The organism is Sphingomonas sp. Marseille-Q8236 (assembly GCF_965112005.1).
Genome location: NZ_CBCOPO010000002.1, coordinates 1358169 through 1373068 on the forward strand (window position 1 = coordinate 1358169; position 14900 = coordinate 1373068).

At 66.2% G+C, this 14900-nt stretch carries 14 protein-coding genes; 3 read left to right on the plus strand and 11 right to left on the minus strand.

Translation table 11 applies throughout. The features are described from left to right. Positions 1–144: 144 nt before the first annotated feature. A complete protein-coding gene (locus ACWPWT_RS18700) occupies positions 145–2199 on the plus strand; it encodes an NAD(+) synthase (RefSeq protein WP_454280927.1) in 2055 nt (684 codons plus the stop codon). Positions 2200–2306: 107 nt separating this feature from the next. Continuing rightward, complete coding sequence (locus ACWPWT_RS18705; RefSeq protein ID WP_261267863.1) at positions 2307–2951, plus strand: GntR family transcriptional regulator; 645 nt, start codon at positions 2307–2309, stop codon at positions 2949–2951. 5 nt (positions 2952–2956) lie between these two features. Here the strand turns inward: ACWPWT_RS18705 and ACWPWT_RS18710 are convergent, their stop codons facing one another. The 3 genes from ACWPWT_RS18710 to ACWPWT_RS18720 form a co-directional block, all read right to left on the minus strand. Beyond that, positions 2957–4243 (minus strand): NAD(P)/FAD-dependent oxidoreductase, encoded by a 1287-nt coding sequence (locus ACWPWT_RS18710; RefSeq protein ID WP_454280928.1) that lies wholly within the window; start codon positions 4241–4243, stop codon positions 2957–2959. Positions 4244–4253: 10 nt separating this feature from the next. Further along, positions 4254–5258: a zinc-dependent alcohol dehydrogenase family protein gene (locus ACWPWT_RS18715; RefSeq protein ID WP_454280929.1), complete on the minus strand. Its 1005-nt coding sequence runs from the start codon at positions 5256–5258 to the stop codon at positions 4254–4256. Between the two features lie 62 nt (positions 5259–5320). Next, positions 5321–6520 carry a hypothetical protein gene (locus ACWPWT_RS18720; RefSeq protein ID WP_454280930.1) on the minus strand — a complete coding sequence of 400 codons (1200 nt, stop codon included), beginning with the start codon at positions 6518–6520 and terminating at the stop codon, positions 5321–5323. Positions 6521–6635: 115 nt separating this feature from the next. Between ACWPWT_RS18720 and ACWPWT_RS18725 the strand changes: the two genes are divergently transcribed. Continuing rightward, entirely contained in the window at positions 6636–6866 is a 231-nt protein-coding gene (locus ACWPWT_RS18725) for a hypothetical protein (protein ID WP_454280931.1), read from the plus strand. A 115-nt stretch (positions 6867–6981) separates the two neighbouring features. On the opposite strand, the gene ACWPWT_RS18730 is transcribed toward ACWPWT_RS18725, so the two are convergent. The 8 genes from ACWPWT_RS18730 to ACWPWT_RS18765 all read right to left on the minus strand — a co-directional run bounded on the left by ACWPWT_RS18730 (position 6982) and on the right by ACWPWT_RS18765 (position 14890). Then, entirely contained in the window at positions 6982–7578 is a 597-nt protein-coding gene (locus ACWPWT_RS18730; protein ID WP_261267868.1) for an alpha/beta hydrolase, read from the minus strand. A gap of 61 nt (positions 7579–7639) precedes the next feature. Beyond that, positions 7640–8059 carry a hypothetical protein gene (locus tag ACWPWT_RS18735; RefSeq protein ID WP_454280932.1) on the minus strand — a complete coding sequence of 140 codons (420 nt, stop codon included), beginning with the start codon at positions 8057–8059 and terminating at the stop codon, positions 7640–7642. A gap of 185 nt (positions 8060–8244) precedes the next feature. Then, positions 8245–8853 carry a TetR/AcrR family transcriptional regulator gene (locus ACWPWT_RS18740; protein ID WP_261267870.1) on the minus strand — a complete coding sequence of 203 codons (609 nt, stop codon included), beginning with the start codon at positions 8851–8853 and terminating at the stop codon, positions 8245–8247. An 81-nt stretch (positions 8854–8934) separates the two neighbouring features. Then, the gene (locus ACWPWT_RS18745; protein WP_261267871.1) at positions 8935–10338 is read right to left on the minus strand and encodes an amino acid permease; all 1404 of its coding nucleotides are present in this window, start codon (positions 10336–10338) and stop codon (positions 8935–8937) included. Between the two features lie 51 nt (positions 10339–10389). Beyond that, entirely contained in the window at positions 10390–11100 is a 711-nt protein-coding gene (locus tag ACWPWT_RS18750) for a GntR family transcriptional regulator (protein ID WP_454280933.1), read from the minus strand. After that, positions 11100–12014, minus strand: coding sequence for a dihydrodipicolinate synthase family protein (locus ACWPWT_RS18755; protein ID WP_261267873.1), 915 nt, complete (start codon positions 12012–12014; stop codon positions 11100–11102). Before ACWPWT_RS18755 ends, ACWPWT_RS18750 begins: the two co-directional genes overlap by 1 nt. 70 nt (positions 12015–12084) lie before the next feature. Then, positions 12085–13878: a DUF885 domain-containing protein gene (locus ACWPWT_RS18760; RefSeq protein ID WP_454280934.1), complete on the minus strand. Its 1794-nt coding sequence runs from the start codon at positions 13876–13878 to the stop codon at positions 12085–12087. A gap of 16 nt (positions 13879–13894) precedes the next feature. Continuing rightward, complete coding sequence (locus tag ACWPWT_RS18765; protein ID WP_261268224.1) at positions 13895–14890, minus strand: Ldh family oxidoreductase; 996 nt, start codon at positions 14888–14890, stop codon at positions 13895–13897. Positions 14891–14900 lie beyond the last annotated feature (10 nt).

The following is a 14900-nucleotide window of genomic DNA, read 5'->3' on the forward strand; positions in this document are numbered from 1 at the left end:
ACGCCTTTAGCGAGGTCGCCGACGGATTGCAGCAGGATCGCATGGAGTGGGGACAAAGCTCACCCCCACGATCACGACCCCATCCTAACCCGTGACAAGCCACACGGGGTAGCGCCCCCCTGCCCGGACCGCTATCCCGACAGGATGCAGGACCATCCCTTCTACGCCCTTCACTCCCATGGCCTGATCCGCGTCGCGGCCGCGACGCCCGCCGCGTCGGTCGGCGATGCGCAGGCCAATGCGGCGGCCATGCTCGATCTGGCGCGGGTCGCGGACGAGGATGGGGTGGACCTGATCGTCTATCCCGAATTGTCGCTGACCTCCTACGCGATCGACGATCTGCATCTGCAAGGCGCGATGCACACCGCGACGCTGGCCGCCCTGGGCGAGATGGTGGATGCCAGCGCCGCGCTGTCGCCCGTCCTGCTGATCGGAGCCGCGCTGCCCCGCAATGGGCGGCTGTACAATTGCGCCATCGTCATCGCACGGGGGCGGATACTGGGGGTGGTGCCCAAGACCTTCCTGCCCAATTACCGGGAATATTACGAAAAGCGCTGGTTCGCGAGCGGGGCCGGCCTGACCGGGCTCACCATCGAACTGGACGGGCAGGTCGTGCCCTTCGGCACCGATCTGATCTTCGCGGCGGAGGATGTGCCGGGCTTCGTCTTCCATGCGGAGATTTGCGAGGATTATTGGGCCCCTACCCCACCCTCGACGCTGGGCGCGCTGGCGGGGGCGACGATTTGCTGCAACCTGTCGGCGTCCAACATCGTGATTGGCAAGGCGCGCGATCGGGCGATGCTTGCGGCGGCGCAATCCGCCCGCTCCGCCTGCGCCTATGTCTATTCCGCCGCCGGGATCGGGGAGAGCACGACCGACCTGTCCTGGGACGGGCAGGGGCTGGTCCACGAACTGGGCGAAACACTGGCCGAGTCCGAACGCTTCCTGCGCGAGCCCGCGCTGACCACCGCGGATGTCGATGTCGAGCGGATCGTGCAGGAACGGCTCCGCTTCGGGACGTTCAACGATTCGGCGGCCTTTGCCGGGCATCCCGAGACCCGGTTCCGGCGGATCGGTTTCGTGCACGGTGTCGAGCCCGCGGACCAGGGGCTTCGCCGCGCGGTCCACCGCTTTCCCTTCGTCCCCGACGATCCTGCGCGGCGCGACGCGGATTGTTACGAGGCCTATAACATCCAGGTCGAGGCGCTCGCCAAGCGGCTGGACGCCAGCGCCGCCAAGACGTTGGTCATCGGCGTGTCGGGGGGGCTCGATTCCACCCATGCCCTGATCGTCGCCGCCAAGGCGACCGACCGGCTGGGCTGGTCGCGCGACCGTATCCTGGCCTTCACCATGCCCGGCTTCGCGACCGGCGAAGGGACCAAGGCGCATGCCTGGGCGCTGATGCGCGCCCTGGGCGTCAGCGCGGAGGAGATCGACATCCGCCCCGCCGCACAACAGATGCTGGCGGATATGGACCACCCCTTCGCCAAGGGAGAGCCGGTTCACGACGTCACTTTCGAAAATGTCCAGGCGGGCCTGCGCACCGATTATCTCTTCCGCCTCGCCAATCAACGCGGCGGGATCGTGCTGGGCACCGGCGACCTGTCGGAGCTGGCGCTGGGATGGTGCACCTATGGCGTCGGCGATCAGATGAGCCATTATGCCGTCAATGCCGGAGTCCCAAAGACGCTGATCCAGTTCCTGATCCGCTGGTGTATCCGAACCCGCCAATATGACGACGACACCAATGCCGTGCTCGCCGCCATCCTGTCGCAGGAAATCTCGCCCGAACTGGTCCCCGCCGACGCCAGCGGGGCGATGCAGTCGACCGAGGCAATGATCGGCCCCTATGCGCTCAACGACTTTTTCGCGCATTACGTCATCCGGTATGGCCTGAAGCCATCGAAAATCGCATTCCTGGCCTGGCATGCCTGGCGCGACGCGGAGGTCGGGGGATGGCCGGAGGATTTGCCGCCCGACGCGCGGGTCGCCTATGACCTGCCGTCCATACGCCATTGGCTGGAACGGTTTCTGACCCGCTTCTTCCAGACGAGCCAGTTCAAGCGGTCCGCTTTGCCCAATGGACCCAAGGTTTCGCCCGGTGGCGCATTGTCGCCCCGTGGCGACTGGCGCGCGCCCTCGGATGGACGCGCATCGGTGTGGCTGGCGGAGTTGAACGACGCCTTGCCGACCGACTGATCCGCGACACTTGGCAGCGACATATGAAAAGGTCTATGCTGCCGGTCCCAATAATACTTTATCCATGAATTACAGGCTCCTCCTGGCCTGTCGGCACGAGAGAGACCATGAGCCTTGTCGTTCGCACGCTGTCCGAACAGATCTTCACGATCATTCGCGAACGGATCATCAGCGGCGATCTGCCCGAAGAACAACCGATCCGGCAGGACGCCCTCGCCAACGAACTGGGCGTCAGCAAGATTCCGCTGCGCGAGGCGCTGGCGCGGCTGGAGCAGGAAGGCCTGCTGACCAGCCAGGCCAATCGCGGCTTTTTCGTACGGTCGTTGGGGGCGGGCGAGGCGGAAGAGATTTACGAACTTCGCCTGGCGCTGGAGCCCGATGCCGCCGCTCGCGCCAGCCGGGTGGCGACCGACGCCGACCAGCAGGCGGCCAGGGATGCCCTCGTGGCACTCGACGTCGCCGCGCATGAGGCGCTGCATGAGGTTGCGCTGCGCAACCGCGCCTTCCATCTGGCGCTGGTGCGGCCGCTGGGCGCGGCCTTGACCTTTCAGTTGATCGAGCGGTTGCAGGTGCTAGCCGAACGCTATGTCGTTCAGCATCTCAAGCCTGCCGGGCGCGAGACCCGTGCGCACAAGGAACATCATGAACTGCTCGACGCGTGGTTGGCGCGCGACGAGGCACGCGTCGCCGGGTTCCTGACCGACCATATCGGCGCCACCCTGGTGGATCTGCGCGCCCAGTTGAGCCGCTGACCCGTTCAGCCGGGGGGCCGCGCGAGCGGCGTGGTGATGATCCGCGCACCCCGGCGATAGGTCAGGTATCGCCACAGCCATTGCAGACTGACCCGGATGCGCTGCGCGAAACTGACCAGCAGCACGACATGGACGATCGCCCAGAGCATCCAGGCCGGATAGCCCTTCATCCGAAACCGCCCGAAATCGAAGATGGCGGCGTGCCGCCCGATGATCGCGGCATTGCCCCGATTATGGAAGCGGAAGGGCCGGGCCGATTGCCCCTTCGTCAATTCCGCACGTAGCGCCTTGCCCAGATACTGGCCTTGCTGCTGCGCGACCTGTGCCAGTCCGGGCAAGGGCTTGCCCTGCTCATCGGGACACGCAGCGACATCGCCCAGTGAATAGACATCATCGATTCCGACGACCTTCAGGTCGGACCCCACCGCCACCCGCCCGCCCGGTCCCGGCGCGATGCCGAGCAGCTTGGCGGCCCCGGTCGGCGCGACGCCCGCACCCCAAAGAACGGTGCGGGCAGGGATGAATTGCCCACCTGCGGTCAGCCCTTCGGCCGTGATCGCCTCGACCGGGCAATCGGTCATCACCTGAACCCCCAACCGCGACAGCGCGCGTTCGGCATAATCGGCCAACTCGTCGGGAAACGCCGCCAGGATGCGCTTTCCGCCTTCGACCAGGATGATCCGCGCGGTTTCGGGCCGAATCCGCCGAAAGTCGGAGGTCAGGACATGGCGCGCCAGTTCGGCCACCGATCCCGCAAGCTCGACCCCGGTCGGGCCGCCGCCGACGATCACAAAGGTCATTAATGCGTCGCGATCCGCCACGCCGTCGCGCTCCGCCTCCTCGAATGCGCCCAGCACGCGCGACCGGATGACCCGCGCCTCCTCGATCGTCTTGCAGGCGGGGGCGACGCTTCGCCACTCGTCATGTCCGAAATAGCTGCTGGTCGATCCCGTCGCGACGACCAGCCGATCATAGGTCAGCGTCTCGCCCGTCGCCAGCGCCACCTCGTGCCGGTCGGTATCGACCTGCACGACCTCCCCCAACACCACCCGGATATTGGGATAACGGCCCAGCACATGCCGGATCGGCTCCGCCACATCCGCCGGGGATAATGCGGCGGTCGCCACCTGATAGAGCAGCGGCACGAACAGGTGATAGTTGTTGCGGTCGACCACCGTCACCCGGACCGATGCATTGGCGAGCTGCTGGGCGACGGCGAGCCCGCCAAAGCCTGCCCCCACGATGACGATGTGCGGCCAATTCGGATCGACAGTGGCGGCGGCGCTGCTCATCCCCCTGCCCTCACCATGTCACGGCGATCTTGCCGAAATGGCCGCCGCTTTCCTGCAACCGGAATGCCTCGGCCAGATCGGGCAGGTCGAAGCGGCGATCGATGACAGGCCGGAGCGCGGCATCGTCCAGTGCCCGAACGAATTCCATCTGCATCCGGCGGCTGCCGACGATCAGCCCCTGCAAGCGCGCCTGTTTGCGCATCATCGTCGCGGTCGGCACGTCGCCCGCCACGCCGGTCAGCACCCCGATCAGGCCGATATGCCCGCCGATCCGGACCGAATCGATCGACTGGGCCAACGTACCCGGCCCGCCGACCTCGATGACGTGATCGACACCGCCGCCCGCCCAGTCATGGACGCGCCGCCCCCAATCCTGATGGGTGCGATAGTTGATCGTATGCGCGGCCCCGAGCGCCCGCGCGCGTTCGAGCTTCTCGTCGGATGAGGAGGTCACCACCACCTGCGCCCCCATCATTCGCGCGATCTGCAAGGCCCAGATGGACACGCCCCCGGTGCCGAGGACGAGCACGCTGTCCCCGGCCTTCAGACCGCCATCGACCACCAGGCTGCGCCATGCCGTCAGACCGGCGGTGGTGATGGTGGCCGCCTCGGCATGGTCATAGCCCTTGGGCGCGCGGGTGAAGGCCGTGGCGGGTGCGACCACCGTCTCACAGGCATAGCCGTCGATCCCGTCGCCCGGCACGCGGGCGAAGTCGCCGACGCGGGGCGGCCCCTCCTGCCAGTCGGGGAAGAAGCAGGCGACCACCGCGTCGCCCGCCGCAAAGTCTGTCACCTCGTCCCCGACCGCCTCGACCACGCCTGCGCCATCGGCCATCGGGATGCGGCCATCCTCGGTCGGCATGCTGCCCGAGACGACGCCATAATCATGATAGTTGAGGGATGTCGCGTGGAGCCGCACCCGGATCATTCCGCGACCCGGGGCACCGGGGTCGGGCCGTTCGACCAGCTTCAGCCGATCCAGTCCACCCGGTGCATCGAGGATCATCGCCTTCATACCGTCGCCTTCATCGCTGTCGTTCGTTCGCAAAAAACGCAGGCGCGACGCGATGCGATCCCTCAGCCGGTCGCCAGCACCCACCCATCGGGCAGGAAATCGACTGACATATAATAGTAAAAGGCACAGCTTCCGTCACCGCGATAGCTGCCGCCTTTCACGATGCCGAATGCCGTGCCGCCCAAAAAGACAGGACCGCCGCTGTCCCCGCTTCGACAGGTGGGACCACGCACCGCGACCCAGGTCGGGGTACAGCCGCCCCCGCACAGATCGCCCGCAGGGGCGAAGTCGGGCATCCAGACTTCCGCGCAGCTATAGCCGGTCCGCTCGCCCCGATGGCACACAATGTCGCCCGCACGGGTCGAGGCACGGGGGCGTGCCCCCGTCACGGTGCGGCTGATCGTCTTGGCGGTGTCGCTCCAGAAGTCGGGCACGAGCGGATGGTCGCTGACATTGACCTGCACGTCCTGATAGCCCCAGCCCCATTGCCCGGCATAGCGTAGCGGATGTGCCGTCCCCAGGGCGTCGATCCAGGACAGATCGTCCGGGCAGTGTGCGGCGGTGACGATCGCGCTCTCGGCCGCTCGCCGGACCACGAAGCCGCTGGTGCAGGCGTAACGCCGCCCATTGGCCCGATCGACACCGACCAGCCGCGTTCCACCCTGGAGATCGGCCAGATCGATCTCCGGCGTATCCAGGGTGGCGATCTTCACCGGCACGCCTGCGATCCGCGCGATCCGGTCGCGCAGAGCGTCCGCTGCTTCGGCCAGCAAATCCCCCCGACCGACCATCACGACCAGCGCCCCGATACGCGGATCGACGCCGATGCCCGGCGGCTGAGTCAGGTTGGCACGAATTTCGGTCTGGTGCAGCGCGAGCGCGACGACCAACTGGTGATGAGTGGCATAGGCCCCGGTGCGAAACCGGATGGCGACCGCCTGCCCCGCCAATTGGACCACCCGGTCGGCCACCGGGGCATCGCCGGTCAGCAGCACATCGATCCGGAACGGCGCATGACCGACCGACAGGCCGGCCAAGCGGTCGGCGAATTCGATTTGCAACGCATCGGTCAGCGGCACCGACGCCTCCTGCACGCGAAGCTCCTGCAATGCTTGTGGGCCGGAGAGCCCCGAGGCCAGGCCATATTGGTCAGCATCAAGCGCCAGCGCGGCGGGGCCCTTCACGGGAACCGCTCCCCCCTGCGCCGCGGCCATAGCGGGCCACGCGAACAGGATCAGCAACAGGACGATGGGCCACGACAAAGCCCAGCTATCGCCCCGCAAAGAATAGCCTTGGTTATATCCCATCGTTTTAGTATGTATTCCTTGCCTGTAGCCGGAAAGCGGCGATATACGGGCAGAACAGGGAACCCACACGATGTTGCGACGCCATATTTCCTCGTTGATCCTTCTTGCTGCCGCCGCGACGGTCGCGGGCTGCTCGCCCTCCGGATCGGGCAATGTCACCGCGGTCGACAACGAAGCCGCGCTGGCGCTGGATAATGAGGTGATCGCGAATGACGAAGGCACGCTGAACGAGGATAGCGCGGTCGGCAACGAGCTGTTCTCGGACAATGGGGTGACCCTGAACGCCGCGAACGCGAATTGATTTTTCCCTCGGTGGCGGGTCCCTAGCGGGCTCTAAACCGCTCCTCCTCGCCAAAGGAAGCTCCCTAAGGCGATCGACTGGCCCGGCGGATGGTACCCGTCGGGCCTTTTTTTCGTCAGCGATCGGAATGGCCCAGCGTGCGCAGGATGCGCAAATCCTGCTCCACCACGCCGGCCGAGAGACGCTCGATCAGGCGCTGGGCCTGACGCCACATGCCGGTCGGTGGCGGGGCCGCGACAGGGGCGTCCAGCAACCGCCCGCCGCACATTTGCGCCAGGGCCGATCCATGAACCGAACCGTCGACGATCAGCGAGGGGAATGGCAGCGCGCCATCGGGCGATGCGAAAAGCTGCCCGCCGCTACGCTCCAGCGCGGTCGCGGCGGGTGGCTGGAAGAACAGGGCACCCGCGACCTTCGAGACATAATGGCTGGGCGACAACCGCGCCCACCAGATGCTGGCGAGGCACGCCGCCCCTTCCGCCACCAGCAACACGGTCTTGTCGGCATGGGCCACCGCATGATCCAGCCGAGTCGCCCAAATGTCCCGCGCCTCGCGTGAGGCGCCATCGAACGGCAATTGGACATCGCCCTGTCGCGGCCAGGCGAACAGATTTTCCCAGGGCATGGTCCGCTCGCCATCCACCATGGGCAGGGTGATGATCGAAAAGGGGTCATTCAGACGCAGTTCGGCCGGCATGGTCTGCTCCGTCATTGGCGCCCCTAAGCTACGCCACTTCGCGCGAAGGGCAAGAGCCCGTCGCCTTATCGCAGCGTCATTCCGACGTGGCGAGCCGTGCCGGACGCCGCGAACTGCTGAGCGCGGTGGCGATGCTGTCGACCATCAGCTCATATTGGTCGGCGGTGTAACCCGCCGCCAGAAAGGCGCGGACCTCATGCGAGGGCACGCTATAGCCATGGTGCCAGCTCAGCACCGCCATGCGCCGCAGCGCCTCCAGCGAGGGATCGGCCAGACGGGGATTACGCGTCTCGCCAAAAATGCTGCCCAGCGCGCGGCTCAACTTGCCCGGTGCGCGCAGGCTGGCGATGCGGTCCCGACGGGCCAGCGCCACGACCTGCCATTCGAGCGCGGAAAGCCGAGCGTCGGGACGAATCGCCGACGCGCCCCGCTGCGCGATGGCGGCATCGACCGCGACGCGGGCGGCACCGATTTCCTGAAAAGCGACATAGGCCATGAGACTACCCCTTCTGTCGCGCGACATCCCGCGCGCCCGGCCTGTGCCCGACGCGATCGGCAGTCCGTAGCCCGCCGCCGTGCTGTCTCGCTTGTTATCGATCAGAAAGGCCCGAAGCGCCTTCCATACCGAGTGGTATATTAACCGATGGAAAGGTCGTCAAGCAGTTTTATACCGGGTGGTATTTAACGCGAAGGCCAGAGTGCCATGCCGGTTTCGACCAGCGTTTCCAGATCCGCGCGCGTCGCGCCGGACCCGGCCTGGACCGCCATCCCCTGAAACAAGGCATAGAGATATTGGGTCAGCCCTTCGGGATCGACGCCGTCGCGCAGATCGCCCTCTTCCTTGGCCCGCTGGAAACGCGCCAGCAGTGCGGCCTGGGACGAGGCGCGCCGGGCGACGACCTCCGCCTTGATCGATTCGGCCTCTGCCCCGCAAGCCACCGAGAGGATGACGCCCAGACACCCTTGCGGCTCGTCGCAATTGGTCTGCGCATCAAGCGCGCCGCGCAACAGATACTCGGCTACCGCGCGGGCGGTCGGCTGCTCCAGCGCGTCACGCATATAAGCGAGCTTTTCGGCTTCGTAGAGGTCCAGCGCCTTGTGGAACAAGGCTTCCTTATTGCCGAATGCGGCATAGAGGCTGGGCTTGGTGATTCCCATCGCCTCGGTCAGGTCAGCCATCGACGCGCCTTCATAGCCCTTGCTCCAAAACACCCGGAGCGCGGCTGCCAGGGCCTTGTCAGTGCAGAATTCGCGTGGCCGCCCCTTACAGACGGGCAATAGGTTTTTCATAACACTCGGTATAGAATTATCCGAGCGGTTTGGAAAGCCCCGGCGGTCGCATCGACGCGCCGGGGCCCATCCCGATCGGGATCAGGCTTGTGCCAGGGCGCTCCGACGGCGGCCATAGGCGAAGTAAAAGGCCAGGCCCGCCGCGTTCCAGATGGCGAAACGGACGATGGTCGAGCTGGGCAGGCTGAACAACAGATAGAGGCAACCCGCGATCGCCAGCGTCCCGACCAGATAGGGCTGCGGACAGCGGAACAGCCGCTTGGCATCGGGCGCCTTGCGACGCAGCACCATCAGGCAGGCACCCACCGAGATGAACGCGAGCAAGGTGCCCGCATTGGCAAGCTCGGCAATTTCGTCCAGCCGGAAGATACCCGCCACCAGCGCGATCGACACGCCGGTGACCAGCGTGATGCGGGTCGGCGCGCCGCTCCGCTTGCTGACCACCGCCAGCGATTGCGGCAGCAGTCCATCGCGCGCCATGGTGAAGAAGATGCGGCTTTGCCCATACATCATCACCAGAATGACCGACGGCAGCGCGATGACCGCCGCCAGCGCGATCAGATGCGCCGCCGTCGGCTGCCCCAGCGATCGCAGGACCAGCGCCAGCGGCTCGGGCGAGTTGGCCAGTTGCTGGAAGGGCAGCGCACCGACCGCCGTCACCGCGACCGCCATATAGATCAGGGTGCAGACCAGCATCGATCCGACGATGCCGATGGTCAGGTCGCGGCCCGGATTCTTGGCCTCCTCCGCCGAGGTCGCCACCGCGTCGAAGCCGTAAAAGGCGAAGAAGACGATCGCCGCCGCCGCCATGACGCCGCGCTTGGCGCCGTCCACTTCGGTCGCGGCAAAGCCATAGGGCATGAAGGGGTGGAGATTGTCCGCGCTGAACGCCGGGGACGCGAAGGCGACGAAGACGCCCAGCGCCACCAGCTTCACCACCACCAGAATGATGTTCAGCGTCGCGCTTTCGCGGGTACCCGCGACCAGCATTCCCATCACGGACAGCGCGACGAGCACCGCCGGCAGGTTGATGATGCCGCCGCCATGCGGGCCGGACAGAAGCTCGGGGGGCAGATGCACGCCCGCCGCCTGTATCCATCCGACCAGATAGCCCGACCAGCCAACCGCCACGGTCGAGCAGGCCAGCGAATATTCCAGGATCAGGCTCCACCCCACGACCCAGGCGAGCGTCTCACCCAGCGCGGTATAGCTGAAGGTATAGGCGCTGCCCGCCGCCGGAATCAGCGTGGCGAGTTCGGCATAGGCCAGGGCGGCACAGGCGCACACCGCACCGGCGATGGCAAAGGCCAGGATCACCGCGGGCCCCGCGCGCTCCGCCCCCACGCCGGTCAGCGTGTAGATGCCGGTGCCGACGATCGCGCCGACCCCCAGGGCGATCAGATGCGGCCAGCTCAGCGTCTTGGCCAGCGCCTGCCCCTCGCCATGCTGGGTCGCGCTGCCCAGCGGTTTCAACGGTCCGAACATCGATGGAAATCCCCCCGCCCTGTGACTGGTTGTCCTATGGGCTCATGATTGTCAGACGACGGGTGAAAACCCGCCTTTCAGGTCCATCAGCGTGGACCGGATATGCGCGTCAAGCAATCCCTGAAGCCGCGCCGCATCGCGGGCCATGAAGGCATCAAGCTGTTCGCGATGCTCCAGATGCGCGCGTGCGTCGCGACCCGCGGGTTGCAGATGGGCGACGACGTAACGCTCGGCCAGCACCGCCAATTGGCGGACGAGCTGGATGGTCAAGGGGCGCCGAACCGGGCGCACCATGGCCATGTGGAATTGGCGATTGCAGACGGCGACGCGTGCCAGATCGCTCTGGGCCGCCTGATCGAGCGCATCGAACGCCGCGACCAGCTTCACGCGGTCCTGGTCATCGGCGACCAGCGAGGCTTGGGCCGCCGCGATCGGTTCGATCTTCAGCCGAAGGCCGTAGATATCCTCGGCCTGTTCGGCGGACAGCGCGCCGATCATATAGCCGCGATTGGCGACGCCGTGGAGCAGACCTTCCTGCTCCAGCCGGGCCATCGCCTCGCGCAGCGGAATCTTGCTGACCCCCAGTTCGGCGGCCAGCGCATCCTGGCGGATCGGACGATCGGCGGGGATTGCACCCGCGATGATCCGTTCGCGGACGATCGCGAAGATGCGATCCGCCAGCGTCTGCACGACGATGACGCCCTCGCCCCGATGACGCCCGTCATCGAGCGCGCTGTCCAGGGGCGAGAGCGTCGTCGCCATCAGGCGGCCTTGGCCTGGCCCAGGGCCGGACGGGTCGCGGCAGCCTTTTCGACCATCGCGATCACCTCGGCACGACGTTCGCCCTCAAGGACATAACGCGGCGGCAGCACCCGCTCCGAGCCACGCCCCATGACCTGTTCGGCCAGCTTGATCGACTGGACCAGATCATGCTCGGCATCGAGATGGAGCAGCGGCATGAACCAGCGATAGATTTCCATCGCCTTGGCATGATCGCCGCGCTCGAACGCCGCGACCAGTTCGACCGACTCCTTGGGGAAGGCGTTGGTCAGGCCCGAGACCCAGCCCTGCGCGCCCAGATACAGCCCCTCGAGCGCCACGTCGTCGAGACCGGCGAACAGGGTGTAACGGTCACCGAACGCATTGCGGAAATCGGTGAAACGGCGGGTGTCGGGCGCCGACTCCTTGACCGCGACGATGTTCTTCACATCGACCAGCGCCTCCAGAACCGTCTGGTCGATCACTGTGCGATAGGCGGGCGGATTGTTGTAGAGCATGATCGGCAGCCCGGTCTGGTCCGCCACGCCCTTGAAGTGGTTCACCAGTTCATGCGCCTTAGGCACATAGACCATCGGCGGCAGCAGCATCAGGCCGTCGGCCCCGGCCTTTTCCGCCGCCTGGGCATAACGGACCGCGCGGCGCGTGTCATATTCGGACACGCCGGTGATGACCGGAACACGCCCGGCCACCGCCTCGACGATCGCGGTCAGCACCGTGACCTTCTCGTCATAGTCGAGCGAGTTGTTCTCGCCGACCGTGCCGAGCGCGATCACGCCGGTCACGCCGTCGCGAACCAGATCGTCGACGACACGCTGCGTATCGGCGAGGTCGATCGACAGATCCTCCCGAACCTGGGTCGTCACTGCGGGGAATACGCCGCGCCAGCCGATGCTCACAATCAGTCTTCCTGCTATTGTTCTAGATACTGTATACTTTCTTATCGAATGATCGCGATCCGGTCAACGATCATTCCTCGTCGGGATAGGGCCCCTTGCCGCCTTCCGCGATAAAGCGATCGTTGCGCTGCTCGATCACGCCGAGCGGCACATAACCCAGTTGCAGCATGGCATCGTGCCACGCACGGATGTTGAACTTCGGCCCCAGGGCCTTCTCCGCCTTGGCCCGTGCGCGCTGGAAGGCGAGCTGCCCCATATAATAGGACAGCGCCTGACCCGGCCATGCGATATAGCGGTCTACCTCGGTCTCGATCTCGTGATCCGAAAGGGCGGTATTGTCATGCAGATAGGCCTGCGCCTTCTCACGGCTCCACCCCATGGCATGGATGCCGGTATCGACCACCAGCCGGGCGGCGCGCCACGCCTGATAGGAAAGCATGCCGAACCGGTCATAGGGCGTCTTGTAGAAGCCCATATCCTCGCCCAGCGCCTCGCAATAGAGCGCCCAGCCCTCGCCATAAGCCGACAGATAGCTGTCGCGGCGGAAAGCGGGCAGGTCCTTGTTTTCGGCGGCCAGCGGCATCTGGAACGCATGGCCCGGCGCGCTCTCGTGCAGCGTCAGCGCGGGTAGCGCATAGAGTGAACGCGACGGAAGATTATACGTGTTGACCAGATAGATACCCGTGCCCCCACGACCGGCGGTATAGAAAGGGGCCAGGTCGGCGGGCACCGGCTTGATGGCGAAACGGCTGCGCGGCAGGCGGCCGAACCAGTCCGACGCGATCCCGTCGAAACTCTTGGCAAGCCAAGCCGCCCGGTCGAGCAGGTCCTGCGGCGTCTTGGCGTAGAATTGCGGATCGGTGCGCAGGAAGGTCAGGAAGGCGGGGAAGTCGCCCTTGAACTTCACCTCCTTCATCACGCCGTCCATCCGCGCACGGATCCGCTGCATTTCGGACAGGCCGATCGCATGGACCTGTTCCGCAGTCATGTCCGAGGTCACATATTCGCGGATCTTCGAACGGTAATAGGCCTTGCCATCGGGCAGGTCATAGGCCGCCGTGCTGGCCTGCGCGCGCGGCATATAGTCGTTGCGCAGGAAGGTCAGCAGCCGCTGATGCGCAGGCAGCACATCATCGCGGATCGCGGCTTGCGCCTCCGCCCGCAATGCCGCAGCCGTCGCGGGGGCGATGGTTGCAGGCATCGTCCTGAACGGTTCGTAGAAGGGCTGCTTTTCGCCCACACCCGCATCGATCACCTGCGCGACGCCAATGTCCCGCCCCTTCAGCGTGACGCGCGGGACCGTGAAGCCCCGCGCCAGCCCTGCGCGCATATTGACGATCTGCTGATCGAAATAGCGCGGCATCTGGTGCAGCATGGCGATATAGCCGCGATACTGGCTTTCCTTGGTGAAGCTGCCGCGCGACCAACTGGCGAGATTGCCCCAGAAGCTGGTATCCGCGTTGAGCGGCTTTTCATATTCGCGGAACCGCTGCGCGGCGAGCAGCGCGTCGATCTGGCCGCGATAGACCATGTAATCGGTGCGGACCTCGGGGGAGAGAGTGGCGGGGTCGATCGCATCCAGCGCCTTGGCCGTCGACTCCCACCGCGCCAGTCGCGCGGCCTGGGCGGCCGGGCCGACATCGGGGAGTTGGCGCGAACCGGCGCTGCCGCTGTCCTCGTCGGCCGCATTCTGGCTGACGCGCCATTTATACTCGGCCTCCGACAGCGCACGGAAGCGGGCATCCGCCGCCGTTGGCGCTGGCTTTGCGGCCCGTGCCGGGGTCGCGACCTTCGCGTCGGCAAAGCCGACCGGCAGGATCGCCAGGGCCACACCGGTCAGCAGCAACATGGTCCGGTTCGTCATGCTTAATCCCCTTTGCTCAACCGTTCAAAGCCATCACGTCGCGGTGCAGGTCGGGGGAGATTTCCACCCCTTCGACCAGCGAAACCGCACGCGCGGCATAGCGCCGGGCGGAGGGCAATCGCGCCCCCTGCCCCGTAATCGCGCCGAACATCGCCTCTGCCCGTGCCTGATGCTCGGGCAGAAGATCACCCAGGAACCCCTTGGGATCGATGGCGATAACCAGTTCGCCACCCAATGGCGATCCGCCGCGCCCGGCATCGATGTCGATCGACTCGCGGCTGGTCAGGTCGCCGATCAGCGGCCCGGCGAGCAGCTCGACCATTGCCGCCAGCGCCGATCCCTTATGCCCACCAAAGGTCCGCATCGCGCCGGACAGGATCGCTGCGGGATCGGTCGTCGGGTTGCCCTGTGCATCGACGCCCCAGTCGTCGGGCACCGATTTGCCCGCACGCCGGTGAAGCTCGATCTCGCCACGCGCGACCATGCTGGTGGCGAAGTCGAAGACGAAAGGCGGCTGACCGGGGCGCGGCCAGCCAAAGGCGATCGGATTGGTCCCGAACACCGGCTCCGCTCCGCCGGATGGCGCGACCCAGGCATGGCTGGGCGTGAAGGCCAGCGCGACCAGCCCCGCCTCCGCCAATTCCTCGACCTCGGGCCAGAGCGCGGCGAAATGCACGACATTGTTCAGCGCCAGCGCGGCGATGCCGTTCGTGCGCGCCTTCTCGATCAGCGCGGGCTTGCCGGTCTGAAAGGCCAGTTGCGCAAAGCCACCGCCGCCATCGACCCGAACCAGCGCCCTGGCCGGGTGCGACAGGACCGGCTCGGCATCCGGCACGACGACGCCCTTCTCGATACTGGAGACCGCGACCAGCAAACGGTAAATGCCGTGCGAGGTGCATCCGTCCCGCTCGCCCGCGACCATCGTTTCGGCCACCGCCTCCGCATGGGCGGGCGCGAGCCCGGCGCCCCGCAGCTTGGTGCGGGCAAGCTGGCGCAATTCCTCCAGCGTCATACGGATACCG